Annotated in this window: 26 protein-coding genes; 12 read left to right on the top strand and 14 right to left on the bottom strand. The window is 39.3% G+C overall.

Annotated features, from left to right (window positions below):
* The first annotated feature begins 173 nt into the window (after window positions 1–173).
* Together ptcA and C9J48_RS08925 are read left to right on the top strand one after the other, a co-directional pair.
* Window positions 174–1,220: a putrescine carbamoyltransferase gene (gene ptcA, locus C9J48_RS08930; protein WP_006228544.1), complete on the top strand. Its 1,047-nt coding sequence runs from the start codon at window positions 174–176 to the stop codon at window positions 1,218–1,220.
* Between the two features lie 360 nt (window positions 1,221–1,580).
* A complete protein-coding gene (locus C9J48_RS08925; protein ID WP_006228545.1) occupies window positions 1,581–2,450 on the top strand; it encodes a 5'-methylthioadenosine/S-adenosylhomocysteine nucleosidase in 870 nt (289 codons plus the stop codon).
* A 95-nt stretch (window positions 2,451–2,545) separates the two neighbouring features.
* On the opposite strand, the gene pepT is transcribed toward C9J48_RS08925, so the two are convergent.
* From pepT to C9J48_RS08900, 5 genes are all read right to left on the bottom strand, one after another.
* Entirely contained in the window at window positions 2,546–3,799 is a 1,254-nt protein-coding gene (pepT, locus tag C9J48_RS08920; RefSeq protein ID WP_006228546.1) for a peptidase T, read from the bottom strand.
* A gap of 137 nt (window positions 3,800–3,936) precedes the next feature.
* Complete coding sequence (gene dcuC, locus C9J48_RS08915; protein WP_006228547.1) at window positions 3,937–5,298, bottom strand: C4-dicarboxylate transporter DcuC; 1,362 nt, start codon at window positions 5,296–5,298, stop codon at window positions 3,937–3,939.
* A gap of 159 nt (window positions 5,299–5,457) precedes the next feature.
* The gene (locus tag C9J48_RS08910; RefSeq protein WP_006228548.1) at window positions 5,458–6,300 is read right to left on the bottom strand and encodes a MurR/RpiR family transcriptional regulator; all 843 of its coding nucleotides are present in this window, start codon (window positions 6,298–6,300) and stop codon (window positions 5,458–5,460) included.
* Between the two features lie 346 nt (window positions 6,301–6,646).
* Entirely contained in the window at window positions 6,647–7,273 is a 627-nt protein-coding gene (locus C9J48_RS08905) for a DUF3157 family protein (RefSeq protein ID WP_036802426.1), read from the bottom strand.
* A gap of 228 nt (window positions 7,274–7,501) precedes the next feature.
* Entirely contained in the window at window positions 7,502–7,978 is a 477-nt protein-coding gene (locus C9J48_RS08900; protein ID WP_006228550.1) for a copper resistance protein NlpE, read from the bottom strand.
* Between the two features lie 295 nt (window positions 7,979–8,273).
* Here C9J48_RS08900 and argF point away from each other — a divergent pair, with 295 nt between their 5' ends.
* A complete protein-coding gene (gene argF / locus C9J48_RS08895; RefSeq protein WP_006228552.1) occupies window positions 8,274–9,275 on the top strand; it encodes an ornithine carbamoyltransferase in 1,002 nt (333 codons plus the stop codon).
* Window positions 9,276–9,446: 171 nt separating this feature from the next.
* On the opposite strand, the gene cspE is transcribed toward argF, so the two are convergent.
* From cspE to C9J48_RS08870, 5 genes are all read right to left on the bottom strand, one after another.
* Window positions 9,447–9,656 (bottom strand): transcription antiterminator/RNA stability regulator CspE, encoded by a 210-nt coding sequence (gene cspE, locus C9J48_RS08890; protein ID WP_006228553.1) that lies wholly within the window; start codon window positions 9,654–9,656, stop codon window positions 9,447–9,449.
* 326 nt (window positions 9,657–9,982) lie between these two features.
* Window positions 9,983–10,174: a YwbE family protein gene (locus C9J48_RS08885; protein WP_006228554.1), complete on the bottom strand. Its 192-nt coding sequence runs from the start codon at window positions 10,172–10,174 to the stop codon at window positions 9,983–9,985.
* A 230-nt stretch (window positions 10,175–10,404) separates the two neighbouring features.
* Window positions 10,405–11,400 carry an alpha/beta fold hydrolase gene (locus C9J48_RS08880; protein WP_107281081.1) on the bottom strand — a complete coding sequence of 332 codons (996 nt, stop codon included), beginning with the start codon at window positions 11,398–11,400 and terminating at the stop codon, window positions 10,405–10,407.
* A 9-nt stretch (window positions 11,401–11,409) separates the two neighbouring features.
* The gene (locus C9J48_RS08875) at window positions 11,410–12,372 is read right to left on the bottom strand and encodes a patatin-like phospholipase family protein (protein WP_006228556.1); all 963 of its coding nucleotides are present in this window, start codon (window positions 12,370–12,372) and stop codon (window positions 11,410–11,412) included.
* 236 nt (window positions 12,373–12,608) lie between these two features.
* Window positions 12,609–12,956: a RidA family protein gene (locus tag C9J48_RS08870; protein WP_006228557.1), complete on the bottom strand. Its 348-nt coding sequence runs from the start codon at window positions 12,954–12,956 to the stop codon at window positions 12,609–12,611.
* A gap of 224 nt (window positions 12,957–13,180) precedes the next feature.
* Here C9J48_RS08870 and C9J48_RS08865 point away from each other — a divergent pair, with 224 nt between their 5' ends.
* Window positions 13,181–13,531, top strand: coding sequence for a c-type cytochrome (locus tag C9J48_RS08865; RefSeq protein WP_050764818.1), 351 nt, complete (start codon window positions 13,181–13,183; stop codon window positions 13,529–13,531).
* Between the two features lie 132 nt (window positions 13,532–13,663).
* Here the strand turns inward: C9J48_RS08865 and C9J48_RS08860 are convergent, their stop codons facing one another.
* From C9J48_RS08860 to C9J48_RS08850, 3 genes are all read right to left on the bottom strand, one after another.
* Complete coding sequence (locus C9J48_RS08860) at window positions 13,664–14,137, bottom strand: GNAT family N-acetyltransferase (protein WP_006228559.1); 474 nt, start codon at window positions 14,135–14,137, stop codon at window positions 13,664–13,666.
* Window positions 14,138–14,499: 362 nt separating this feature from the next.
* Complete coding sequence (locus tag C9J48_RS08855; protein WP_006228560.1) at window positions 14,500–16,470, bottom strand: alkaline phosphatase D family protein; 1,971 nt, start codon at window positions 16,468–16,470, stop codon at window positions 14,500–14,502.
* Between the two features lie 111 nt (window positions 16,471–16,581).
* On the bottom strand, window positions 16,582–17,466 hold the full coding sequence (locus C9J48_RS08850; protein WP_006228561.1) for a LysR family transcriptional regulator: 885 nt from the start codon (window positions 17,464–17,466) through the stop codon (window positions 16,582–16,584).
* A 101-nt stretch (window positions 17,467–17,567) separates the two neighbouring features.
* Between C9J48_RS08850 and C9J48_RS08845 the strand changes: the two genes are divergently transcribed.
* The 5 genes from C9J48_RS08845 to C9J48_RS08825 all read left to right on the top strand — a co-directional run bounded on the left by C9J48_RS08845 (window position 17,568) and on the right by C9J48_RS08825 (window position 21,331).
* Window positions 17,568–18,947, top strand: a complete 1,380-nt coding sequence (locus C9J48_RS08845) for an MATE family efflux transporter (RefSeq protein ID WP_006228562.1) — start codon at window positions 17,568–17,570, stop codon at window positions 18,945–18,947.
* A 617-nt stretch (window positions 18,948–19,564) separates the two neighbouring features.
* On the top strand, window positions 19,565–20,221 hold the full coding sequence (locus C9J48_RS08840; RefSeq protein ID WP_006228563.1) for a winged helix-turn-helix domain-containing protein: 657 nt from the start codon (window positions 19,565–19,567) through the stop codon (window positions 20,219–20,221).
* Window positions 20,206–20,712: a hypothetical protein gene (locus C9J48_RS08835; protein ID WP_036802432.1), complete on the top strand. Its 507-nt coding sequence runs from the start codon at window positions 20,206–20,208 to the stop codon at window positions 20,710–20,712. Before C9J48_RS08840 ends, C9J48_RS08835 begins: the two co-directional genes overlap by 16 nt.
* On the top strand, window positions 20,709–20,945 hold the full coding sequence (locus tag C9J48_RS08830) for a hypothetical protein (RefSeq protein WP_006228565.1): 237 nt from the start codon (window positions 20,709–20,711) through the stop codon (window positions 20,943–20,945). Before C9J48_RS08835 ends, C9J48_RS08830 begins: the two co-directional genes overlap by 4 nt.
* A 17-nt stretch (window positions 20,946–20,962) precedes the next feature.
* Window positions 20,963–21,331, top strand: coding sequence for an outer membrane protein OmpK (locus C9J48_RS08825; RefSeq protein ID WP_081450066.1), 369 nt, complete (start codon window positions 20,963–20,965; stop codon window positions 21,329–21,331).
* A gap of 88 nt (window positions 21,332–21,419) precedes the next feature.
* Here C9J48_RS08825 and C9J48_RS08820 read toward each other — a convergent pair whose 3' ends face one another.
* Window positions 21,420–22,337: a LysR family transcriptional regulator gene (locus tag C9J48_RS08820; RefSeq protein WP_006228567.1), complete on the bottom strand. Its 918-nt coding sequence runs from the start codon at window positions 22,335–22,337 to the stop codon at window positions 21,420–21,422.
* A gap of 228 nt (window positions 22,338–22,565) precedes the next feature.
* Here C9J48_RS08820 and C9J48_RS08815 point away from each other — a divergent pair, with 228 nt between their 5' ends.
* The 3 genes from C9J48_RS08815 (at window position 22,566) to C9J48_RS08805 (ending at window position 26,365) form a co-directional block, all read left to right on the top strand.
* Window positions 22,566–24,623: an alkyl/aryl-sulfatase gene (locus C9J48_RS08815; RefSeq protein WP_006228568.1), complete on the top strand. Its 2,058-nt coding sequence runs from the start codon at window positions 22,566–22,568 to the stop codon at window positions 24,621–24,623.
* A 202-nt stretch (window positions 24,624–24,825) separates the two neighbouring features.
* Window positions 24,826–25,383 (top strand): hypothetical protein, encoded by a 558-nt coding sequence (locus tag C9J48_RS08810; protein WP_006228569.1) that lies wholly within the window; start codon window positions 24,826–24,828, stop codon window positions 25,381–25,383.
* Window positions 25,384–25,516: 133 nt separating this feature from the next.
* Window positions 25,517–26,365: an AraC family transcriptional regulator gene (locus tag C9J48_RS08805; protein ID WP_036802815.1), complete on the top strand. Its 849-nt coding sequence runs from the start codon at window positions 25,517–25,519 to the stop codon at window positions 26,363–26,365.
* The last annotated feature ends 139 nt before the right edge of the window (window positions 26,366–26,504 follow it).

Below are 26,504 nucleotides of genomic sequence, written 5' to 3'. Positions count from 1 at the left end.
ATACCATGAACATTTTTCGTTTATTTGAAAACAAATCGATTAGTGATTCTAGTTTAAGAATTAATCACCGAACCAGCACATAATAAAAACATAAAGAATAGATAGAACATCTTATTACATGTCGTAACTTATTACGCGTTTCGACAACAACCGTTATTTAGAAGGGAAAAATCATGAAAACGCCATCTTCAAGCGCTACTAATTTGAATAAAGAAGGTTTACGTCATTTCCTGAAAACTCAAGATTACTCTAAAAAAGAGTTAAACGATATTCTTGAACTAATGGCAATGCTAAAACAAGCACGCCATGACAATGCACTACCCCAGCTATTCAAAGGTAAATCTGTTGCTATGATTTTCGAGCAACCTTCAACTCGAACACGTGTCTCTTTTGAAACCGCCGCAACAATGCTTGGTGGCCATGCCTTATTCTTGTCGCCAAAAGATATTCACCTTGGTGGTAAAGAATCACTTGAAGATACAGCGCGAGTATTGTCTCGTATGGTCGATGTTATTATGGCGCGTGTTGATGATCACAGCACGGTTGCAGGCTTAGCTGAACAAGCAACTGTTCCCGTTATCAATGGTTTATGTGACTGGTTACACCCAACTCAAATTATGGCAGATTTATTTACCATGCTTGAGCACCTACCTGAAGGTAAAACGCTTAGTGATTTAACGGTTGCCTTTGTGGGTGATGCCACCAACGTTGCCTCTTCGCTGATGTTTGCATGTACTAAGTTTGGCATGACCTTCAAACATATCTGCCCTGAACGTTTTAAAGCACCGCAGAAGTGGGTCGATATTGCTTTAGACAACTGTGAAACATCTAACGGTAAGCTCGTTATTACCGATAATACTGACGAAGTTGCTGGCTGTGACATTATTGTAGCCGATAGCTTCTACTGGTTTGGTCAAGAAGATGAAAAAGATATCCGTCTTTCAACGTTTATCCCTGATTACGTTGTAACTGAAACCATGATGGAAAAAGCAGGACCAGATGCAATGTTCATGCACTGCTTACCAGCCAATGATCAACGCGAATGTACTCGAGAAGTGATGGAGTCACCACGCTCTGTTATTTTTGATGAAGCAGAAAACCGCCTAACAGCCCAAATGGCACTGCTAGTTTACTTCACTCACAATCATATTAAGCAACCAAGCCAAGAAACACTGGCCGAACACAAAATGAAAATTGAAAGTTTCTTAAAAACAATATAAATACCACCTCAACACCATAGACAATAAAAGGAAGCGATAATATCGTTTCCTTTTTCTTTCACATACGAGATATAAATATTAAAATACATTCAATTACCTTGACGTATGAAAATCAACTCACTTACCTTCCAAACAATATCAACACTGGTTTAGTAATATATAAATAACTCCATGACGAATAATAAAAACATTAGCTTAATTTATAATAGTTTATACTTGGTATAAGCCTTTAATGACAAATATTTCTCTGCTCAATACCCTTGACGCAATCGTTTGCGCATTATATATTCCTTTAAAAATTACAGCTCATTATATTTTTATTCATACCCCCTTATAACCCATAAACAGGAAGTACGAACAATGTTCGCCATGCCCCAAAAACTGCTTGTAACGCTTTTTATACTGCTATTTACATCATTTGCGACTGCAAGCACAATGAAGAGTGTGTCAGTTCCTTCTCATACTGCGCCAAAACAGCCGATTTTGATTCAAGGACCTATGCCAATTGAGGCTGAATATTTTGCAGGTTTACTGAGCAACGTAAAAATTGAAAGCACGGGTAACTTCACGTTTTATATTGGTGATCTCAATGGTTACCCAATCGTAGTAACTCAAACGAGTAAAGGCGTTGAGAATACTGCTGCTGCAACTGCTGTTGCCATTGAGCGCTATAATCCACGTGCAATTATTAATCAGGGTACATCTGGTGGCCATGATAAATCACTGAATGTAGGCGACATTGTATTGGGTAAACGTTCCGTGAATGTGGGCAACTTAAAAACACCGATCACAGCAGAAGGCCAAGGTTCAGACCCATTTAATTGGATTCCAATGGACGTAATGGCCTCATCTGGTAGTGCTGGTGAAAGTTCAGATGCCGAAAAAATTCGTTACTACGAAGGCAGCCCTGAACTTCTCGCTGCTGCGCATGCAGTTAAAGATAGTTATAAGCGTGGCAAAGTGGTTGAGGGGACTATTGGTTCAGCAAACTTCTGGAATAATGAAATCGACCGTATGAACTGGCTACACAAAAACTTTGGTACCAGTGTAGAAGAGATGGAGACAGCGTCAGCAGCACTTATTGCTGAAGCGTACCAAGTGCCATTTCTTGGCATTCGCGTGTTATCAAATAACCTAACGAATGGCGGCAAGTACGACCCTACAACAGCAAAAGATAATCAAGAGTTCGTTAAAAACGTTGTTGTGCAGTACATTTCAACACTGCAATAACAGAAATACTGTAACGACTGAACAAATCGATTTTTCAATTCAAAAAAGAGCATGTAATCATTCGATTACATGCTCTTTTTTAGGTCTGATTAGATTTACTGATGACGTTCTGCGGTAATCTTAATCACTTCAATCACCACATCACTCGCGGCCTGCAAAGATTTCACAGGTAGGTATTCATAAATCGAATGAAAATTATGGGCACCAGTAAAAATATTCGGGCATGGTAAACCTTTTTGCGATAGAACTGCACCATCGTAACCACCACGCATAGGGATCGCTTTCATCGCAATGACGTTTCGTGCATAAGCTTCTTTCGCGATATCAATAGGAAAACTCGCTTCACCTTCTAAGCTATTTGCCACATTTTCGTAACGATCATCCAATTGAATGGAAATTGCAGATTCACCCCACAGCTTGCCACAACTGTCTGACAAATTTTGTAAAAAGCGCATGCGGTCGCGATAACCTTCCTGAGAAAAATCACGGATGTCCATCTTCAGTATCGTTTTTGCACTATTACCCGCCATTTCTTTCACCCAGTAATACCCTTCTCGTCCATCGGTATACTGTGGTGCTTCCCCTGCGGGTAACATGCTAATAAATTGGTGTGCCATCAATAACGAGTTTTTGAGCTTTCCTTTGGCTGACATAGGGTGAGCAGATTGCCCAGTAAACGTCACAACCGCATTACCCGCATTCCAGTTTTCATGTACAAATTCACCGATCCCGCAGCAATCTAAGGTATAACCGAAATCAGCACCAAAGCCTTCAACATCAAAAGCTTTTGCGCCACGTAACCCTTGTTCTTCGTCCGGTAAAAATGCCACTTTAACTGTACCGTGTGGAACCTCTGGATTGGCTTTTAACACCTGTAATGCGTGCATGATGGCGGCAATAGCGGCTTTGTCATCGGCACCTAACAAGCTAGTACCATCGGTCACTAGAATATCATCACCAACGTAGTTTGCTAGTTCTGGGAACTCGCTTTCTTTAAGCACAATATCCAATGCCGAATTCAAGCAAATATCACCACCTTGATAGCAAACAATTTGTGCATGGGTGTCATTCGCTTGCTCGGCACTGGTATCTAAATGAGCAAAAAATGAGACCGTCGGAATAGGTTTAGCTCCTTGAACTGAAGGAATATTTGCAGGCAAGGTGGCAGTAAGAATTGCGGTATCACGCAACACAATATTTTCCATACCTAACGCATCGAGTTCTTTCGCCAATAATTGCGCCAATTCCATCTGACCATCAGAAGAAGGCATGATACCAGCAGCACCTTTCTCACGGCTCGTTGTCGTATTAATGCGGGTGTAATGTAAGAAACGATCAACAATGTTCATGTATAACTCCAACGCTTTGCATTATTTCAAAAAAAGCCTTAATGGATATTAAGGCATATTTTCAGTAAATGGTCGCACAGTACTTCACAAGATCTCTGTACGGCCTGATAACATATAGCTTTTTCAATTTAACGTGGTTATACCAAAACCTGAGAACAAATAAGCACAGTCAATAAACCTCCGAACATCGGAATTGCGGTACGCTTTGCTAACTCAATTGGCGAGATATTAGCCACACCAGCACACGCAATGACGACACCAGCAACTGGCGATGCTGAACGCATTAAGCCTGCGGCTAATTGCATTGGTAATGCAACGTGCGCAGCAGCTGTACCCACTTGCGCAGCCACATCAGGTGCCAAGTTAGAAAAACTAAAGAACGAGGCATTGCCTGAACCAGACAACATAGTCACCATCACAATAATCAGTACTAATACCACTACCATCGCCAAATAACCTAACCCCATACTAGATGCCGAGTTAAGCAATAAATCAATGAAGCCAATCGCCGTTAAGCCAGTTACGAATACCTGAGCAGAAATAATTAAACTCACTACACCAGTAAATACATTACCCATTCCTTCTAGGTACACTTTCAGTGACGCAGCCACTTGCTTACCATCACGAGTGTAAATGTAATCACATATCATTGACACAAACAGGGCAATGAACATCGCCGTTACCACATCCATACGCACAGAGGTAACAGCAAACTTACTGAATGTTAGTAGTAACATCAGTGGCAATACAGGCAGAATTGCAAACCACTTAGGCGCATCACGTTGTTCTTTTGCATCAAGATTAAATTCGTGGGTAACGCCTTTTTCTGCGTCTTTCTGATCAAAGTAGCGCTGGCATACAAAGTGCAGCGCTGCAATCACTAACATCGCGACCATCGCAACGGGAAGCTGATAGCTCGCAAAATACGTTGCAACGTCGATACCCGAGACTTCAGCTGCTTTATTCGCGGCTGAAGAGGCTGGCCCTAAATCCAAACAGCCCGTTGTCGCAACCACTGCCGCCGCAGCTGCTGGGTTACAACCAACCCCCACAAGTACTGGATACATAGCGACTAATAACAACAGTGCTAAACCTGTCGCACTCGGAATGAAAATATTAATCAACTGACCAATAATGTACGCCAGCGCTAATACTAGATACGGATTTTTAATGTGAGAAAGTGGTTTAGTCGCAATTTGGACCATCGCATTGGCAGCACCAATGTGCCCCATATATTTCGAAAAGCCCCCCACGGCCATAATGATCAAACCTAACTTCGCCAACGTTGATGAAGAAATAACTTTAATTACTTCAAAAAAATCAACGATGATGGCGCCGGTTGGAGTTCCCCCTTTAGGAAGAAAATCTGTCGTACCATTTAGCACACCAAGCGCAATCATTAATAAACCGGCAAGGAATAATACCGCCTGAGTATTATATTTTTTTACAATAAAATACCCGACGCCTAATATCGTAGGTAACGCTAATAAAGTAATCATTTAAAACCTCATTATCTTACAGTCATAGTAGGGCTGCTCATTTAAAATAAATGAGCACAAATCAAAAAACTTATTTATAGAAATCACAAAGTTACACTGTCATTCATTGATGAATTACAGCTGTACATTAAATGTTATTTTTAGCGATAATCTAATTAATTAAAAAACACTGAACTCATCAAATACACTTTCAATACGATTAAAACGATTATTTTTTTCTTTCTGCCTTGAAAGCCCTTTAATAAAGGCTTCAATCAATGCAAAGCCAGAAGATCGATTATTAAAAAAACCTTCACTGCCACTTTCAACTGCAAACTGAATATCGCAATACGCCACAAACGGGTTTACAGGCTGATCGGTAACAAAAATAATACGGCCGCCAAACTGATGAAACCACTTCACTAAACGTATAGTAATTGTAGAAAAGCGGTGGTAGGAAATCGCAAATAAGGTATCGTCTTCTGTCACATCCGCCAACTGATGGGGTAATGTCGATATATCAGCTTTCAACCACACCACATCTTTACGTAAGTACCTAGCCAATAAAAAGAAATAATTAGCTAAGGCTTCTGATGAAGCACTGCCCATCACGTATAACTTTCCTTTCGGGTTCTGCATATACCTAATCGCACGTTCGAAATCGTCATCCGAAATTGATGCAAAGGTTTTAGTCATATTAAACATTACTTCATCGTAATGTTTCGTCAATATACTTTCATTATCAGTGTGTTGTGTAACCTCATATCGTTCAACGGGGGTCGTCAACGTTTGGGCTAATTCATCGGCTACATGTTTCTTGAATTCCAAAAAGCCACTGAAGCCTAAGTGTTGTAAAAAGCGCCCTAATGTCGCTTTTCCAACCCCAATCTGCTTGCATAACTCATCAATTTTTGCAAAAGGCAGCATGGTATAATGCTTCATAAAGTACTGGGTAATACGCTCTTCTGCTACAGTCAGCGCCCCTAACCCATTTACTGCATTGATGAAGTCTTTTTTATCCATGGGGCTTATTTCCCAAATCTTTAATCTATGGGATATATTTCCACTTATCCGATGACACTTACAAGGGAATTAGATTTTCCCACACTAAATTTGTGACTAACACACACAATGAGTATGGAATTATCAATACATTGATTTTTAACAAAGAAATAGAAACAAATTTAAAGCGCTTAATTTACATAAAACAAACATAACAAAATAAATAGATGATAGTAATAGTCACACCACTAAATATAATAAATAATTTTGTTATAAAAAAAGAGCATGTAATCATTCGATTTCATGCTCTTTAAAATTACGTCATTATAAAAGTCTCGACACTTTCGTATTTAGTCTCTTATTTATATTACCAATGCTCAACTTCAACAATTTCAGCGCTGATAAAGTAAACCGACTTTTCAGGTACTGTAAAAGTGATAGGGTTACCTTTTTGCTGGGTCTTAGGTCTAAAATACGTATCAGGAAGACGTTTTATTGATGACCAAATTTTCGCCTCTTCACTACCGATTTGATTTCCATTTTCATCGTTTAAGGCAACCTTTACAATCACTGTAACGACCGATTGCAAACTCTGATTTGTCATCATTGTCGGAATAACAAGCACACCATCGTCATACTCGGCAGCTGTAAGTAGCACATCAATACCACTATTACTCAGTTGTTGAATGTTTTTACTCGTGCCCAGCTCTATACGTGCTCCTTTAGGTGCCTGAGTAAGGGGAATAGCGGTAGCACCCTTCGTAATACTAGAGGTAGCAGGTGCTATTGGTACTGCACTTATCGTTTCGATTGGCGTCGATTTCACCTCTACAGGTAAAACGGTCGTCTTTATTGCTTGGTATTCCCATGTGAAGTCATCATGTAATACAATTTGTCGACCATCTTCTAACACCACCACTTTATCTGCAGCCCAAGCACTATTTGTTGCTGTTAGGGCTATCAATACCCCACACAGCTGGCTCATTATTCTCATGTTATATCCCTTACCAAAGCTTTATTTCTTATTCTTATAAGAATAGTAACAGGTTTACTGTCCAAATAATGTTGTATACATCCATCATAAATATATACCCAAGTTACAACCTTAGCGGTGATGCTGTTCTATCTGTTTAAAGACTCAATACTACGAGTGATTTCATTAGGGCGATCTGCACTACCTGAATGAACTTCGAAGCCCAAAGTACACTAACGTTACGACGGTTTACTGCTTTTGTAATATATAATTTTCAGCTAAATCGCCAGTGATTCGTTTCCCTTCACGGTCTAAACGAAACAAGCGCCTTTCTCCAACAAAGTACTGAATACTACTTCCATTATCGTTGAGCAACGTGACTGTATTACCAGCGGCATTCCATTCAAGTTGACCACTGCGCTCGACATCGCCACCTTCTTTTCCTTGGTAGGTTTCAGTAAGCATATAAGAGCCGTCTTGCCTAAGCATTAGCTGTGTTTCTATACCCGAGCAATCAGCACACGGTAAAATGCCATTGTATGTACCATTCCAATCCAGTGCATTACGTGCGTTATGTGCATCTGCAATGACTTCTGCTTGATCTTGAATTGCAGCGACGATAGTAGATTCAGCCTGCTCAGGTTGCACTACTTCTGTTGAAGCTTTTTGATCGCAGCCAACCAATAATAATCCCATAACTGTTACAACTAGTAGATTTCGTTTCATCAGTACACCTATATACAACTGCCTATCGATAACTTTCAATTATAGCGATACATCTGTCTGCTAACGGTCAGTAAAGTGTTAACTGTTAGTCAGAATAAATATGCGGTATTTAGTGAGTATAATTCCTTGATTAAAAAAATATTAATACTGGTTTAATTAAACTCGAATAGACGCTGTGAAGGGAAAAGAGAATAGTAATTGCAAAACAACACGGCGACTTAATCCTATGTACATTCCCATAGAAAATACATTAAGCGCTTATAACTACATCACAGAGATACGATAAGGTAATACTATGTCTTTTAATCTTCGCAACCGTAACTTTCTAAAATTACTTGATTTCACAGGCAAAGAAATCGAACACCTCATAGCATTGGCGCAAGACTTAAAACATGCCAAGTATGCGGGCACTGAACAACAGAAGCTGAAGGGTAAAAATATCGCTCTCATCTTTGAAAAAACGTCCACTCGTACCCGTTGTGCGTTTGAAGTAGCAGCCCATGATCAAGGAGCACATGTCACTTACATTGGCGGCGGCTCGCAAATGGGTCATAAGGAAAGTACTAAAGATACTGCCCGTGTTTTAGGTCGTTTCTATGATGGCATTGAATATCGTGGTTTTGGGCAGGATGTCGTTGAGATTCTAGGAGAGCATGCCGGCGTGCCGGTTTGGAATGGTTTAACCGATGAATGGCACCCAACTCAAATCATCGCAGATTGGATGACAATGCTAGAACACGGTAACGGCAAGCGCCTAAATCAAATGAAACTCGCCTATATGGGCGATGCAAAAAATAATATGGGTAACTCACTAATGGTTGGCGCGGCAAAAGTGGGAATGGAAATCCGTCTTGTTGGCCCTAAAGCCTACTGGCCAGATCCAGCTCTTGTTGCGGAGTGCAATGAGTTGTGCAAAATTTCAGGAGGTAAAATTGTTATTACCGATAATGTCCAGGAAGGTGTTGATAGCGTAGACTTTATTTACGGTGATGTATGGGTTTCTATGGGTGAACCAGAAGAACTGTGGGAAGCTCGCATAAACGATCTAGCACCCTATCAAGTGAACATGTCGGTTATCACAGCAACGCAGAACCCAGCGGTTAAATACATGCACTGCTTACCTGCATTTCATAATGACGAAACACGAGTGGGTAAAAAAATAGAAGAGAAATTCAATATGAAAGGTCTTGAAGTGACAGAAGACGTTTTTGAATCTTCTTACACTATTTGTTTCGATGAAGCAGAAAATAGAATGCACTCAATTAAAGCAATTATGGTTGCAACCTTAGGCGATTAATAGCCAGTAATTTGCACCTAACTAAGAAATCCTATCTACTAAAGCCGTATTTTTACGGCTTTTCATCGTTCTATATTGCCGATAGCCATAACACCACAGTCTAATTCTCCAAATTCCAGAAACAAAAAAGGCCGCCTAGGCGACCTTCTATCATTTCTTTTTATTAAAGAATTATAAAGCTACAACGTTTGCAGCTTGAAGACCTTTTTGGCCTTGCTCTACTTCAAAAGAAACTTTTTGACCTTCAGCAAGCGTTTTAAAGCCTTCTGAAGCGATTGCACGGAAATGTACGAATACGTCAGCGCCGCCGTTGTCTTGAGTGATGAAACCGAAACCTTTCTCTTCGTTAAACCACTTCACGATACCAGTTGTGTTAGACATGTTTGTCCCTTATTTAATATTCAAATGTCGCATATGCGACGTGATAATTTGTTGAATTATACACTATTACGCTAAATAAAAGGAAACATATAGGCACATAACGATAACGTTTTTGTAGCTGTAAGTTTAACTTGTACTTGATGCTGCATGTAATAACTCTCTGAATTGCTGAGCGACATACTAACAGGTATGTCGCTTTTGTACAGATAAATTTCGTTTTCACTCGAAAAACTGTCTTAAAATAAGGTAACCAGTGGCTTAACTGTTCACCTTAATCGAAAAAAGGCGCTGTTATACAGAGCCTTACACAGTTAAGTTTATTGTCATTACAGAATTTCTTTTACTCGCCCAACATCACCACTTTCTAAACGAACTTTAATACCATGAGGGTGCGTTGCAGATTTAGTCAGTAAATCTTTCACAATACCTTTCGTTAAATTGCCTGTACGTTGATCTTCTTTTAAAACGATTTGTACTTCTAATCCAGCATGAATATCTGAGCGGCTTGTACCATTCATTGTTAATCACTACTTAGTTAAAACATTAATATAGCGATTGTATACCCAAGTTACCTCAAGATGCTCGTTTCAGCGGGAATTTGTTGGGTTCTAGGCAAGGCGCTTATTTATAGACCTAGTGGTTCTACGTTTAAAATGAGCAACGCCGTCCCTTCGGGAGTGACTTGAGGTGGCTTGGATATAACAGCTGAAAAAAATATTGCGAAGTATTACAGAATAGTAGATAACGATTAATTGAGCACAGTAAAACGGTCAAAGAAGGAGACAGCCTCCGTCAATGCTTGGTTACGAAGTTCATCTTTCTCCATCAATAGTTCATGCCTAGCCTGCTCTATCACTTTTATCTGACATTGTTCACTCACACAATTAAAACGATGCTGAGCTTTATTATCAACGATTGTGTCGCTACCCGCCTGCAATAACAAAACAGGTGTCTTCAATTTTTTGGCATCACGAATACAGTTATTTGCCGCAGTTAACGCTTGCCACAACCAGCGAGTACTAGGGCCTCCAATACGTAGTTCAGGGTGAACTTGATATAAATGCTTCGCCCATACGTAACGTATCAAACTTTGGCATTGGTCATTATTCTCAAAAGGAGCTTCATGATACGCCTTCTGTCCAACTAAATAGGAGGGATGTTGTTGGTACTTATCTGCGATTTTCGTCAATACTTTCGCCAGAGACGGCGCAATAGAATGCAACGCCGCAGGCATACATAGGCCAAACATGGGAGCATTTAACACTGCTGCATCAAAGATATTAGGATGCTGCTCTAGATATAGTGTTGTTATTGCACCGCCCATTGAATGCGCCAGAATAAACGCATGGTTATAATTAGTTGGCTTTACAATAGAATCAACAAATTGATGTAGATCTTCAACATAGTCAGTAAAATTATCAACATGACCGACTTCAGGATCTGCGGTCATACGTCCTGAAGCCCCTTGTCCACGATGATCCAACGCAAACACATCAAAGCCACGACGACTAAATTCATAAAATACTTCTTGGTATTTCCAAAAACTTTCATTGCGACCATTAACAATAACAACACACTGTGTATTTTTAGGGTTTGTAATACTGACCCAACTGATCGGTAAATTATTTACCCCCAGAAATATATTTTGCTGACGTTGTTGCCACATTTGATGAATTTCATGTGTCATTAACGTGGTAAAACTCGATTCCTTCGTGACAAGTTCCGTTATGCATAATTGAGTCATTTTAATTTCCTATGCACAAATTTTTTCTTTGTTACTCTCAGGCTTAGCATTTACACCAAAGTTACGTCCAACTGTCGCCATAAAATAACGACCAGAACGATGTCCTAGCTGATAATCGTGCTCTAACGAATCGCTTGTGCTGCCGATTAACTTGGAATGCAGTTCTTTTGTTGGGTGAATCTCGTAGATGGTTGCGTCTGCCGGTGGATTATTCAAAAACTCTTGGGTTTGTCGGTAGTTTTCTTCATGTTCGAGCAGTAAAGCTATAACCTCAGCCGCTTTAGTTTTACCCAACACTTTTTTTATAACCGACATCCAACAATGATCAAAATGTGCAGTAATGGGAACGGTACGAATCACCACAATGTGACGGAATCCACGTTCATAAGCTTCTTGAGCAGGAATAGGTGCACCTACACCACCATCAACCCAATATTGCTGCTTATTCAATATCGGTTGACGACGTAATATAGGAATTGCACATGATGCCTTTAAAGCAACATGCCAATCATCATTATCTAGATCAAAAAATGTCGCGTGATGATTATCGGCATGGCTTGCACTGGCAAGTACTGTGCAAGAGCGCATATTCTCGTGGCCTTGCTGCCAATCTAACGGCAAACGAGTTTGAGTTTGCTCTAATAGCCAATCTAGGTTTAAACCTTCTTTGCCAGCCAGGAAACGATAAATATCAAAGAAATCGTGGTCTGTCGTTGCTTCGGTAATAACACGGTACGCATGCTTAGTCTGACCACAGATAAACGATGCCAAATTTAATGAACCAGCAGATGTGCCAACCATTAATGAGAACGGATTAAAATCAGCCTCTAAGAAGGCATCTAATACCCCCGCAGTAAAAATACCTCGCTGTCCCCCTCCTTCTGTAACTAATGCAACTTTCGTTACATCAGGGCAGAGAAAAGACAATGATTCATAATTTTTAATCGCGCATGAAATATGCTTTCCTGGCATTGAATTATCCCCTAAAGACTCATTAATGGTTAATGTTCCGTAAGGATAATCGTATTGACTTTGTTTGAATATTTGATACTTTCTATTACTTCGTTAAGTAAAACTTAACAACATACGAACCTCGAATATGCTTTTTGCTTAGCGCTGTAATAAAAAAGCAGCTACCAAGGTAACTGCTTCTCTATATACATATTCCACTTCACACAATGGCGAGGTAATCATATGAACAGCTGAGCTTATTTTTCTGCTGCAATCACAGAAATCTCAACAAGTAACACATCACGCGCCATGCTTGCTTCAACACAAGCACGAGCAGGTGCATGACCTTCAGGAACCCAGCTATCCCACACTGCATTCATTTCAGCAAAATCTTTCATATCTTTTATGTATAACGTCGCTGAAAGCATATGTTCTTTATCACTACCGGCTTGTTCAAGTAGTGCTTCAACTTTCTCTAACATTGTTTCTGTTTGTTCTTTAATACCTTGAGTTGCGTCTTTACACACCTGACCACATAGGTAAATTGTTCCGTTATGCTTAACAATACGGCTCATACGTGCGCCAGTTTCCAGACGTTCAATCATTATTAACTACCTTTTATTAAACAGACCCTAGTGAGATACCAATCTAGAATGGTATTAAATACTCGAATACAAAGCATCCAAGGGAATATTGTAACGGGAAAAGTACCGATTTTCGACCATATAAGCATGATTTAAAATAACAAAAAACACTCACTTGACCTCGCCCAATACTTTATAAGAGAATAACTGACACAATAATCAGAATATTATCACTATCAATAAAAATGCAAAATATCAAAGCACTGAGTTATATTGCTATTTGTACTTCCATTGTTTTCTCTAGCACAACGTTTTCCTCAGGTAATGTCTCTATGGGCATAACAACAACGGATACTAATGCAGGAAAAATTAAAGCGTATACTTGTCAATTTTGTCATGGTAGCAATGGAATAGCAGCAAACCCTACCTATCCAAATATTAATGGTCAAAATGAACAATATCTCTACCAATCAATGAAGGCTTATCAAAACGGCGAGCGTACGAATACGATGGGAAAGATGATGAAACAACAGTTATCAAGCTTAAAAAATCAAGATCTCGCAGATATTGCAGCCTATTATTCAACAATGGATTAGCCGACTTGAAATAGGTTAATAATTCACTTATAACACATCAAAAATAAACATGACTAGAGAAGGTATCATTCGCGCCACTTATTTTTTAGGGTGGCATACTATAAATTATATTGAATAGTATTGAAATGACCCTTAATTTAACTTTTTAGACAAAATACGTGATTGTGTTTCAAAACCAAGAGTATCGTAAAATTGTTGTGCTCCATTATTAAAAGCCATCACTTCAAGCCTTATTTCATCTACACATTCACCGATTGCCCATAATTCAACAGCTTTCAACAACTTTTTACCAATACCCTGACCTTGATGTTTATCCGAAACAACAATTGTTCGTACTCGACATAGCTTTTTCTTTTGAAGAAACGTTACTGTCGTATTTTCAGTAATACTCGCAAGTACAAATCCTGTTATTTCATCGTTTATTTCAGCAATAATAAATACCGTGTTATCAGCACTAAAATTACTTCGCCAATAGCTTCTATCTCGATGAACCCCTTCAGGCTCAGCAAAAACATGGGGCGCGCCATTATAATGCTGGCTATTTATCTGCTGTGCGAGAAAGCAAATACACTCTAAATCCTTTTCTACCGCTATTCGTAAGTTCATAATGACTTTTTATCGCATCCCTTTTACATTCACAGCTTAGATATTTATCCATCAAAGTAACGTAATAACATTACTAAATATGGTTTATGTACAAATAGTATTTAATCTTTATGCTTATAGTATGTGACTGATTTGTCATCAGTTCATATTCAGGTTTTAAGGTTGGATACTTATTATCTAATTTAGTTCACTGAATACGCAGCATTTAGCATATCACGTAATAGCATGATCAATAAGTAGAAATAAATCATATACAAAACAACACCTGTACCAACAGGTGCAATAATTATCAGGGTGGATTTCAACAACAATCGGCTTATCATTAATTAACAAAGAGTAAGAGGTCACTTGTTTAAATATCGTTATCTCTTAATGGGTGGAAACGTTATTCGTTCCCCTTCTGCGGTCAGAATAGAAATATCACTGGGTTTACCCTCTGCATCTAGGCGTAGTTCGCCAATTGCACTGCGATTAATTAATCGATGACCACCAGCAACATCAGGATCACGTTTAGTTATTTTTAAACGCTTACGTTTAGTAAACCAGTTCAATGGCGAATGTGGGCTATATAAAGCACGATCCATTGCATCACAAAAACGCAGTAACTGATTAGGAAATTCATTCTTAATCCCACTACAGGTTATTTGGTAGATATTGGGGCTACTGCGACGAAAACGCATTTTTATATCGTAAGCAAACGAGTAATGCACATCGCCCGATAGAATCACGAAATTGGTTGGCGTCTTAGTATGCGTAAAGATACTCAATAATGTATTAGCCGATCCCGGATGCGTCATCCAGTTCTCGGCATCAATCACTAGAGGCTGACCAATCCACGTCATTGCTCGCTGCAATGTTTCGATAAACTTCACGCCAAAAATGGGTGCTGCCGATACGATGATCACAGCAGGTTGATGTAATAATTCATGCTGCATTTCAATTAACGCTTCCCAGTCCATCAACCCTGATGGCTTATTCATTTTAGACTCTGAGCGCCAACGACGAGTACGCGTATCTAGAACAACCATCTTAGGGGTCGTTTCAATGGTGTAATGCCATTGCTCGAACCGATACAAATGATCGATAAAAACATCTTGATGGGTAGCAGTGGGTGTAGCGAAATATTGCCTCGCGAGCATTAAAAACGATTCATCAAAATTTTGAGGAGCATTGCCCCAGCCCTGACATAACCAATAACTTAATAAGCCATTACCGATGATTCGTCGTGAAAAGGCGTTGTCGTTAGCCGCTTTTTCCCACCCTACGGTTAAATTCCAGTCATCGGTTACATCATGATCATCAAAAACCATATAGGTAGGAATATGCGCCATTAAGCGTTGAACTTGCGGTAAACCTGCAACAAAATTATCAATATTCTGTTTTTCATCTTGCCATAGCTGTTGCCATTTAGGCGTGAGTATCTGCTCACCACTGCGGAAATCATTTTTCTGTAATCGCGAGGAATCGACTAATGCCCACAACTGCGGCGACCAAACCAAGATATACATCGCGAAAAACTCACTAAAAGTAATTAGATGGTTTTCACTTTCACTTGAACTAAAAACGGGCGAACCACGATGAGGAACCCAACTGGTTGATAGTCCTTTCTTGCGCAAGAATGTACGAAATAGTGAGGCTTCATCATGGTAGTGCGGCAAGATTTTATCACGCCCATAAAAGTTACAATCATGCTGATACAAACTCGCACTATCTGCGACGGGGCTTTGTACAAACGTCTCATCAGGTAAACCAAGCAAACCAATCACTTGCTGAATCACATCCAACATAGGGCCTGCGACATGATCAGCATAAATCTGATCACCACTCATCATTAATAATGAAGGGCGCTCAAGCGTTTTTTGCCCAGCGACTTTGTTATCAGCAGCCACTAAACTGTCTTTGCTAGGGTAATGCGGATTTCGGCATGAGCCATGCAATACGTAATCTGCTCGGGGATTAATAGTGAACGATAGGCGCTGTTCTTCATCATATAGAAGGCTGGGCACTAAATGCGTGATATCGCCATCTTGAGTATCCAATTGATATTCCAATACCGTATCGACTGGAAACTCACCCTGAAATTGCGCTAATACTACCCAAGCAGATTTGCCGATTTGGATCTGTGCTTGTTCATCTATCGTCGCATGGTAAAACGCACTCTCTTGACCTTCATGGAATAATGAAAAGGTGGCAACAAGCGGTTTCGATGTGACTAACCAAACGGCAATGTCGCTTGGTGTTACTTTTCGTAGAATAGGGCCAGCCAGCAATAGTGGTAAGGCAGTTGAAGAACCAATAAACGAAGACATAGCAGTAGACGAACAATCAGACATAAACAGGACACAACCCTAACTAGACACTTCACTAGAAACCATCAATAATCATACCCTTTTTTTGAACGAAGTGAGTTACCTGAATGTAAAGTTATGAATAGATTAGAAAGGTCAGGCGTCTTCCGAGAACATTATTTCCATCTGTGAATACATCCAATTCATAACAGGACCATTACCTTTATCACGGCGTTTCACCACCCCCATTTCAACCACCAATGAATCGGGGATATGTTTGGTTGATAATTCAACAAGATCATTGGTATACCACTCTGCACTTGCTACATGTTCAGGCACTAAAGCCCAACCAACACCACGAATTACCAGCGCTGTAATATAGTAATAACTGTCTATATGCCAATATTGAGAAGAAATAGATTTCGCCTGTGTGTCCCCCATACGATCACGAATGACTAATTGGCGATATTGGTTAAGATCAGAAAATGTCGGCACTGCAATCTTTGATAATGGGTGATTAGCAGAAACAATTAATGACTGACGAAACTGACCTGTCGGGACAAACTCAAGACTGTCAGGTAATTCTTTGAGATAGAACAAGATGCCAAGATCCGCTTTTTTTTCATCGACCCATTGGGCTATATCATCTTGAGAACCATTGATAATGGTTAATTTTAACAATGGGTAGCGCTGGGCGATTTTTTCAAAGAAACATTCAAATGCAACAATAGGGACAGCTTCATCCATCGCTACCGTTAGCGACAGTTCTTCACCAGAGCTCACAGTAAGTGCGCGAGACTGTAATCGCTGACATTGGGATAACACTGCTTGTGCTTCGATAAACATATCTTCGCCTTGCTGCGTTAATACGGGTAGTCGTGCTGTTCTATCAAAAAGTTCAAAACCTAAATCCGCTTCTAAATTAGCAATTGCAGTACTTATTCTAGATTGCGCCTTTCCCAACTTTCGTGCCGCAGCAGAAAATGAGCCTTGCTTCACAGACGTGACAAACGCTTCAAGTTGATCCAATGTCCAATTCATTTCTCACCCCAGAAGTATCCGAAATTCGGATAGATACTAACTTCCACCAATCTGTATAACAAGCATAATGTGTTTCATCATATTCAGTGAAAGACAATGCTATGCAAGACAATACAATTACTATCGATTCTAACGAATCCATTGCCCGTACCTTTTGGCGCTATGCTATCCCTTCTATCGCTGCGATGGTTGTAAATGGCTTATATCAGGTTATCGACGGTATTTTTGTTGGTCATTACGTGGGCTATGAAGGTCTTGCGGGGATTAATATCGCGTGGCCAATTATTGGTATTATTGCGGGTTTAGGCATCATGATCGGCATGGGTGCTGGTAGCTTACTCTCAATTTATCGTGGCGAAGGCAACAATGCTAAAGCACAACAAACATTGTCTAGCAGTCTTTGGTTAATTGCGCTATTTGGTGCTTTATCCATGCTATTGATTCATTACTTTGGTACAACATTACTCACAGCACAAGGCGCTGTTGGTAATACGCTCAACTTCAGCCTCGATTACATTAATGTATTCACTTGGGGAGCGGGTTTCACTATAGCCGCAGGCGCATTGCCAATGCTTATTCGCAATGACGATAGCCCTAACTTTGCTACTGGATTAATGATTCTTGGCGCGGTGATGAACATAATCCTAGATTATCTATTTATTGGATTATTTGATCTCGGTTTAAAAGGTGCCGCAATCGCGACAGTTATTTCGCAACTTACCGTCTTTATTATTGGGGTGGGATATTTTTTCTCGGCACGTTCTCAGATAAAAATAAATAAACTAACCCTCAATTTTTCAATTGCTTCGAAAGCGGTAACACTCGGAGCATCGAGCTTATTTATGTTTTTGTACTTTAGCTTCATTGTCGCATTACACAATAAGCTTTTCATGGTTTATGGCTCTTCTATACATGTTGGCGCTTTTGCCATTATTGGTTATTTGGGTACCATGTATTATCTAATTGCAGAAGGTATTGCAGGTGGTATGCAGCCACCAGTAAGCTATTATTTTGGTTCTAAACAAATAGACAAAATTAAAGCAACAGTGATGCTGGCATTAAAAATCATTCTGATTTCTGGTGTTGTTTCTGTTGCACTATTAAATTTGTACCCAGAAACAGTTATTAGCTTGTTCAGTAAAAATGACCCATTGTTGCTTGCAGAAACCCAAAATGGTTTACGTTTACACTTGTTTGCTTTGTATCTTGATGGCTTTATTTTCTTAGCTTCGGTGTATTTTATGGCCGTCAATCAAGGTGGTAAAGCGCTCGCAATCTCGATCGGTAATATGCTGATCCAGTTGCCATTTTTGTATTTTTTACCACAATGGTTAGGCGTAGATGGTATTTGGCTTTCTGTACCAATTTCAAATATTGTGCTGACTCTAATTGTTGCACCTCTTTTATGGAGAGATATTCAACATAGCAGTCAAAAGCATTCAGTACAGATCGCTAATGCAAATATGGTTCGCTCACAGTAGTCCTTTCACCTCGATAATCTTAACCTCGACGCTATACTGCCGCTCGCTCACCAATAAATTGAGCGAGCGACAGCTTTATCCCGTCCAATTAAGCCGTTAACCCACCTATTACGTAAGTGAATTGATTACTGAAACTAATTGAGTGTTCAACACGGAATCATTAAGACAACCCGCTCACTAGCTAAACTATGGTTAGATCATTAAACCTAACCCTCAACACAAAATTTGCAAGTGCCATAAAGGTAATAACGTCAAAGTTCAATATGACAGCTACACCGATTCATTTATATAAACAACATGATTGATGGTAAAATAAATATTTAACCTTTTGCATCACCATAAATTTAGAGTAGAACCTCAACATTTAAACGCCACTCATTCATTAATAAAATGACGGTTATTTGGCATGCTTATATGACACTTTCTAAAAACGAGATACGCTAAAAATCTGAAAAAGTTAATTGGAAGCAATATCAAACATATATAGGAAGATTAATTTTTTTTATAAAAAAACATGAGTTATATTTATCAAGACTGTCGCCATCCATTATTTACACGAATTATAATAACAAAACTTACATCAACACACTCAATACTTACCAATTGACGTAGCTTTTATGAACCCAAATGAAATCAATAATAACAAAATTTTTATTGATAAAAATACAAATGAAATACATATAGGTGGCTATAAACAGCATCTAACACGTAAAGAAAGCGATCTCTTTTTTCTTTTAATGAAGGGGTCACCTAACTATGTGACAAAACAGCAAATCATTGATGAAATATGGCCCTCTGGGCATATCTGTGGCGAGAGCGTCACTCAGCTTATTAAGCGCTTACGCAAAGCTATTCGTGACGATGCCAAAACGTTGATCATAAATACACCTTGCAGAGGGTATCGCCTGACAATCAGAACTGAAAATATTCACATTGAATGTGAGAGCACAAACAGAGCACAAACTATACCTACTGACAACACACAAGCTAATAGCATGCTCGATTCTACATCTTGGGCGTTTAAGCCTAATTCATCAAAAACGCTGTACTACCCAATAGCCATATTAACTATGTTGGTATTAATACTTTTATTTCTCAATCTTTTCGTATCTGACGATCATTACTCTCCTTATGGGCACTATGAATTTTCTTATAACTCCTTACGTCTGAAGAATATAGATAACAGCCTTTCAATTGAAATATCATCTGGGCTTAATGAATATCACTGCCGCTATGATGCATCTAAAGAGATTTTACATTGCATAGAAATTTAGTATTACCTATCATTACGTTAATATTATTAATCTCAACTATAATATTAACGTTCAAGATAATCTCAAAAAATAACTCTCCAACGTTAATGGGGCGATGGCTTGCCATCACAATTACAGAAAGAAAAAACGTTATAAAAACAACCAAACACTTTGCTGATATAACAAATAAAAAAATGGTCATTTCTATGATTAAGAGGGAATGGGATAAAAATACGAAGAGCAATATAAATAATTACATCTGTCAAACCACTTATCGTTACCAACATGAAAAAAAATCTGAGAAAAGAATTCTGTTAGATTTACAAGAGTCCACCTGTTACATAAATAATGAATTACAAGTCATACCTTCCGTTATTAAGATAAAAAAAGCATCTTTAGTCTCAATTCGCTTTCTCGATCAAGACCAATTCATTTTCATAGGTAAAGATGACATTAACGATAAATACTATACTGGGGTATTTAAGCGAATTGCAGCCAGCGAAGAATCATGAATAGCTCTCTTCTCATCACTTTCAAGATCTACTTCTCAAAGCACAATTGTTTCACATATACACAAAACGCGATAAGAGAACGCGATACATTTGATGTAAACGAAAGAACAGTTCGGCGTGACTTATCAAAAGAAAAAGGAATTGTTGATCTGTTCTTTGGTGGCACTAGATTAATCGAAGTTAATAAAGCAGAAAAATTTAGAACAATAGAAAAGAGACAAATAGCTTTTTAGGCTTCGGATATACCGATATTGGTGGTGATGGTTGGTGGTTTACACCTTGGGTTGCTGCTAATTATACCAACGTTAAAAATGACTTTAATGTAATTACAGATTTTAACGGATTTAATGGCGCAACGGTTGGTTGGAGTGCTGGTTATGTATTTGAGTTTATGGGTGAAGACTTACTATTGGCCAATTGGAATGAAATTGAATTATTCCGTGCTGACGATTACGCAACTAATAACAATGGAAGTACAGGTCTTAATGGTGGTTTGAATTTAGGATGGAATATCACGAATAATATTAATACAACGATCATGTACCGTTATTATCATAACAAGTTAGGCGCTGATGGGTATGGTGACATTTTGATCTACCGCTTGGCATATACATTCTAAACCGCTTTGTTCGTCATTCAATAAAAGCTCCTTGATAATAGGAGCTTTTACAATGAACGATAACAAGCCAACGTACCATCACTGTAAATCAGTGACTCTTCAATTCTTTCGAAACCGTCAATATCGCTTCTCGTAACCAAGTATGCGAGGTATTATTTTTTAAACGAGAAGGCCACACCATAAAAATATTGATTGGTTTCGTTTTATAAGGAGAATCAATTAGCCTCAATTCAAACATACCTTCACATTGTTTAGCTAATGAATAGGGTGCCATTGAAATGGCTTCACTGCGTGCGGTTGTCGCTAGCATACTCATGAGTGAACTATGCTCACAATACATCTTTCGGTAAGGCAGTCGCTCATACGTAAAATAATCAGCAATCGTCAGATTAAAGCGTCGCATATTGAAAAAAACATGAGACTCTTCAAGAAATTGCTCTTTCGATAGAACTTCATTAATACGTGGATGATGACGGCTTACAACGCAGCACATTTTTTCACTTAATATTGCCTCACTCGATAACGAGACAACATCAGGTTGAACAATATCAAGCACAACATCAATTTGTTCAGCTTGCAACTGATCATACATTTGCTGTTCTTGAGCAGGTAGCTCATGAAAAATAATCGTTGGGGCGTAATCTTTTAGATACTTATCTAGCCTCGGTTGCAATATATGTATCACGGATTCAATCGCATAAACATGAAACTCTCGTGCGGTATGTAATGGATCAAATTGTTCAAAGCTATTCACCGTTTGCTCTACTTTCAACATGGAGTTTTCGAGTTGGTGGTACAGCTGATTCGCTACCGCTGTCGGTTGAATGCCACGCCCAGCACGGATAAACAATTCTTCCCCGACTGTTTTCTTTAAACGCAAAATCGCATTACTCACTGATGATTGAGTAAGATCTAACTCTTCTGCCGCTTTTGTAAATGAGCACGTGTTATATACACTTAAAAAAACACGTAACAGGTTCAAATCAAAATGTTTATTCTGTGACATCAGTATCCCTACTATTCACACTGCATGAGAACTATCATCATTATTTACATTGTAAATATAATAAGTGCAGTTACGACTGACCCAAGAGCAAAAAGAAACAGCCATTCATATTGTAAATACTTAAACATACGTTGACTATAGTGTTCAATATAGCTGTTTTTTTTAAAATCATCTCATAAAAACAGTACGGTCCTTTCGAATCGCTACATTAATTTAAAGAGAGATGACATGAAAACTAAACTACTACCGTTAGCGCTTGCGATTGCAGCTCCTTTCTCATATGCAAATTCAAATCTAATCACGCTACCTGAATTCACGGCAGAATCTAAAGCAGCAACAGAGACAACAGCTGAATTTAATCAATCGTTAAGAGAGAAGCTTAATTTCGCCGATAAAAAAGATTTTAAGCTCGCGGATAAAGGTTTAATTGCTCGTGAAGATAATCTCAAAATAATAAGTAAAGATGGTAAAAATGTGGCTTGGGAGTTAGGCAATTACGACTTCCTTCTTGAAGGAAAAGACTTCGATACTGTCAACCCAAGCATGCAGCGTCAGGCCGTTCTAAATATGAAGCATGGTTTGTTTGAAGTACGTGACGGCGTATATCAAGTACGTGGTTACGATCTTGCAAATATCACATTTATCCGTTCAGATAATGGATGGATTGTTTTTGATCCTCTCACGATTCCAGAAACAGCAGAAGCCGCATACACTCTCTTTAAGAAACATGTAAAAGACGGCAATCTACCCATTAAAGCCGTTGTATATTCACACTCCCATGCAGACCATTTCGGTGGCGTAAAAGGCATTGTTTCTCAACAAGAAGTGAACGAAGGTAAAGTACAAATTATTGCACCGCGTGGTTTCACTAAACATTCAATCTCTGAAAATATTTTAGCCGGTACTGCCATGTCACGCCGTGTACTGTACCAATACGGCACCGCGCTTGATAAAGGGCCACAAGGACAAGTTGATGCTGCTATCGGTAAAAGTGTGGCCTCAGGTGAGCTGTCTCTGATCATCCCAACCAAAGAAATCAAAGATGATATAGAAACTATTACAGTCGATGGGCTAGAGATGGTGATGCAAAACGCACCAGAAACAGAAGCACCATCAGAAATGAATACCTATATACCAGAATACAAAACCTATTGGGGTGCAGAAACCACTGTTGGTGGATTACATAATGTGTACACCCTGCGTGGTGCATTCGTTCGCGATACGTTGCAATGGGCTGATGTGATTAACGAAGCGCTGTACTCGTTTGGTCATGATGCTGAGACCCTAATTGCATCCCATACTTGGCCGCGTTGGGGCAATGACAACATTGTCGATTTCCTTGAAAAGCAACGCGATATGTATGGTTATATTCACGATGAATCACTTCGATTAGCTAACCACGGTGTCAACATTAACGATATTCAAGATGAATTCTACGTACCAGATGCGCTATCTAACGAATGGTATTTACGAGGTTATCATGGCAGTTACCACCGTAATGCCAAAGCAGTAATCAATAAATACTTAGGTTATTTTGATATGAACCCTGCGACGTTGATACCGTTAAGCACAAAAGATTCGGCCGATCGTTATGTGGCTGACTTTGGTACAGAGAACATCATGAACGCGGGTTTTAAAGCCTTTAAAAAAGGAGAGTACCGCTGGTGTGCCGAAATTGTAAATAAGGTGGTATTTGCTGAGCCAACCAACAAACAGGCTCGCTTTTTACAGGCAGACTGTTTAGAACAGCTAGGATACCAAAGCGAGTCATCGGGTGAGCGTAACGTATTCCTTGTTGGGGTTGATGAATTGCGCCATGGTATTAGTAAAGGCGCATCAACCAAAACAGCCAGTGCCGATATGATTCAAAATATGCCAACGTCTGACTTCTTAAACTATATGGGTGTACGACTTAATGGCCCTAAAGCGGCTGAAGCGGGCTTTGAAATGCGCGCAAACCTTATAGTGAAAGATGATAATGAAAAGTTCGCTGTTGAAGTAAAGAACGGACGCTTAAGCTCTATCGAAGGATTTGACGTTATTAACCCTGATTTTTCACTGACGATGAATCGCAGTGCTTTCACTAAACTACTGACCCAAACAGCCACGATGCAAGAGCTGATCAAAACGGGCGAAGTTGAATTCGACGGTACACTCGACAAACTGGGTGAACTGACAGGCTACTTAGATAATTTTGAAGCCTACTTCAATATCATCGAGCCACAAGACCACTCAGGCTACAGTTACGGTAAATCGAAAACACAAGAATCACCGATCAACCGTTAATACATAACCTAAACGATATCATTAGTTAATCAATAAAATTACCGTTGAAAAACAGTATGGGTAACTAATGACAGAAAAAACTAGCCACTTAATAGAGCCCCTCACATCAAGAGTTCAGCCCTGTATCGATTGATGTAAATAACGCTAAGTGGCTTTTTTTAATGTAACAATGTCTTATTTATTTAATTCAGAGGTATATTTAATGCGTTTACTTCCCATATCATTCTTTGATAAAGAAACAAGCACGGGTCAAAAAAAACGGACAATCAAACCGCTGTTATTAGCAATATCATTGATCTTACCCAGCACGAGCTTCGCCTGTGTGATGGACGGTTTAGGTTCAGGTGCATTAACTCATGTACCCAGTAAAACATTCTCGGTGCAAGCCGCTATGTATCAGGCTATAAATGCGAATTTCATTTCAGCTTCGCAAGGTGGCAACTACAACCAAAAGCTGAGTATGCTGCTCTATCAAATGCAAATGAAACTAAATAAAAAAGATTTAACTCAACAAGAAAACACTGAGTTCTATGTGTTCGAATCCAGTAAAGGGCACTACTTTAAAGTGATGTTCAAAGAAGGAAAAGCGAGCGTTTTACTGCATGAAATACCAACAGGAACAAACATCAACGATACCATCGTTAGCGATATTGATGCCTTGATTGAAATAGTAAAAGGCTCTTTAAATGTACCGTCGGCAGTAAAACTTGGCGTACTGCATATTCCAGAGGCTCAAACCGCTATCACTGCATTCATTTGAGCAATTTTGTACAAAAAAAGGTTTTCCGAGTAGGTTATGATGAAAGGCATAGCAAATTATCGCTGTGTTTCTTTTTTCAATTTACTGGGCGGTGGATGTGTCTGAGTCAAAAAATACAAGCCAACAAGACAGTATCAAGAAATCGCCAGCCATCAAGGAACAAGCGACCTATCGCTTCGCAGATGAACTCGGTGGCTTAGAAGTTTTGGATGCGCAGTACCATCATCAAAATTTTTCCCGCCATAGCCATGAAGGCTATACCGTTGGCGTTATTGAAAAAGGCGCACAAAAATTCTATCGAACAGGGGGAAACCATGTTGCTCCCCAAGGCAGTATTATATTGGTTAACGCCGATGATGTTCACAGTGGTCATTCAGCAGCTGAAGGAGGTTGGTCATACAAGGCGATGTACCCTTTGCCTGCACAGTTTGAGCAAATACGAAAAGAATTGAACGCCCCATGCTCAAGTGCGCCCTACTTCTCTGATCCTGTCGTTTACGATCTCGAACTCGCTAATCAATTACGTTTAGTTTTCGATACCTTAGAAAAATCATCTAACCGTTTATTACGCGAAACCTTATTGTATAGCGCGCTCACAAAGTTAATGTGTAAGCATGGTAAAGGTCGAACAACACTGAGCGAACCACCAAAAAGCCAGCGTCAACTTGCTCTTGTTAAAGAATTTTTAGATGACTTCCCCAGTGCTGATATTACCTTGCAAGAATTGGCACAATTAGCCTCAATAAGCCCTTTCCACTTAGTTCGTTCATTCCAAAAAACCTTTGGTTTGCCGCCACATGCTTATCAAATTCAATCTCGTTTACGATTGGCTAAAAAGCTCATTAGCCAAGGACATAAAATCTCTGATGCCGCTCAAGAAGCTGGCTTTCATGATCAAAGCCACCTACACCGCCACTTCAAAAAAGCAATTGGAATCACTCCAGGGCAATTCGCGAAACATCTAAAGATAAAGAGCCAGTAGCAACAGAGACAGCACTATTCCCCTCAAGAAATCAGCATTCTATTTTTACGGTGTGCAATGTATGAACACATCAACCTGAAGAATAAACGATAAAAATATCATTTAGATTAACAATATGAGATGTTAACACATCGTTAAC

The sequence above is a fragment of the Photobacterium profundum genome, assembly GCF_003026285.1.
Taxonomy (GTDB): Bacteria; Pseudomonadota; Gammaproteobacteria; order Enterobacterales; family Vibrionaceae; genus Photobacterium; species Photobacterium profundum.
This window is presented reverse-complemented; position numbering and strand designations above follow the sequence as displayed.

Excerpts from the sequence above, each read along its gene's own strand:
- ptcA (WP_006228544.1), top strand. The coding sequence starts at position 174 with ATGAAAACGCCATCTTCAAGCGCTACTAATTTGAATAAAGAAGGTTTA.
- C9J48_RS08925 (WP_006228545.1), top strand. The coding sequence starts at position 1,581 with ATGTTCGCCATGCCCCAAAAACTGCTTGTAACGCTTTTTATACTGCTA.
- pepT (WP_006228546.1), bottom strand. The coding sequence starts at position 3,799 with ATGAACATTGTTGATCGTTTCTTACATTACACCCGCATTAATACGACA.
- dcuC (WP_006228547.1), bottom strand. The coding sequence starts at position 5,298 with ATGATTACTTTATTAGCGTTACCTACGATATTAGGCGTCGGGTATTTT.
- C9J48_RS08910 (WP_006228548.1), bottom strand. The coding sequence starts at position 6,300 with ATGGATAAAAAAGACTTCATCAATGCAGTAAATGGGTTAGGGGCGCTG.
- C9J48_RS08905 (WP_036802426.1), bottom strand. The coding sequence starts at position 7,273 with ATGAGAATAATGAGCCAGCTGTGTGGGGTATTGATAGCCCTAACAGCA.
- C9J48_RS08900 (WP_006228550.1), bottom strand. The coding sequence starts at position 7,978 with ATGAAACGAAATCTACTAGTTGTAACAGTTATGGGATTATTATTGGTT.
- argF (WP_006228552.1), top strand. The coding sequence starts at position 8,274 with ATGTCTTTTAATCTTCGCAACCGTAACTTTCTAAAATTACTTGATTTC.
- cspE (WP_006228553.1), bottom strand. The coding sequence starts at position 9,656 with ATGTCTAACACAACTGGTATCGTGAAGTGGTTTAACGAAGAGAAAGGT.
- C9J48_RS08885 (WP_006228554.1), bottom strand. The coding sequence starts at position 10,174 with ATGAATGGTACAAGCCGCTCAGATATTCATGCTGGATTAGAAGTACAA.
- C9J48_RS08880 (WP_107281081.1), bottom strand. The coding sequence starts at position 11,400 with ATGACTCAATTATGCATAACGGAACTTGTCACGAAGGAATCGAGTTTT.
- C9J48_RS08875 (WP_006228556.1), bottom strand. The coding sequence starts at position 12,372 with ATGCCAGGAAAGCATATTTCATGCGCGATTAAAAATTATGAATCATTG.
- C9J48_RS08870 (WP_006228557.1), bottom strand. The coding sequence starts at position 12,956 with ATGATTGAACGTCTGGAAACTGGCGCACGTATGAGCCGTATTGTTAAG.
- C9J48_RS08865 (WP_050764818.1), top strand. The coding sequence starts at position 13,181 with ATGCAAAATATCAAAGCACTGAGTTATATTGCTATTTGTACTTCCATT.
- C9J48_RS08860 (WP_006228559.1), bottom strand. The coding sequence starts at position 14,137 with ATGAACTTACGAATAGCGGTAGAAAAGGATTTAGAGTGTATTTGCTTT.
- C9J48_RS08855 (WP_006228560.1), bottom strand. The coding sequence starts at position 16,470 with ATGTCTGATTGTTCGTCTACTGCTATGTCTTCGTTTATTGGTTCTTCA.
- C9J48_RS08850 (WP_006228561.1), bottom strand. The coding sequence starts at position 17,466 with ATGAATTGGACATTGGATCAACTTGAAGCGTTTGTCACGTCTGTGAAG.
- C9J48_RS08845 (WP_006228562.1), top strand. The coding sequence starts at position 17,568 with ATGCAAGACAATACAATTACTATCGATTCTAACGAATCCATTGCCCGT.
- C9J48_RS08840 (WP_006228563.1), top strand. The coding sequence starts at position 19,565 with ATGAACCCAAATGAAATCAATAATAACAAAATTTTTATTGATAAAAAT.
- C9J48_RS08830 (WP_006228565.1), top strand. The coding sequence starts at position 20,709 with ATGAATAGCTCTCTTCTCATCACTTTCAAGATCTACTTCTCAAAGCAC.
- C9J48_RS08820 (WP_006228567.1), bottom strand. The coding sequence starts at position 22,337 with ATGTCACAGAATAAACATTTTGATTTGAACCTGTTACGTGTTTTTTTA.
- C9J48_RS08815 (WP_006228568.1), top strand. The coding sequence starts at position 22,566 with ATGAAAACTAAACTACTACCGTTAGCGCTTGCGATTGCAGCTCCTTTC.
- C9J48_RS08810 (WP_006228569.1), top strand. The coding sequence starts at position 24,826 with ATGCGTTTACTTCCCATATCATTCTTTGATAAAGAAACAAGCACGGGT.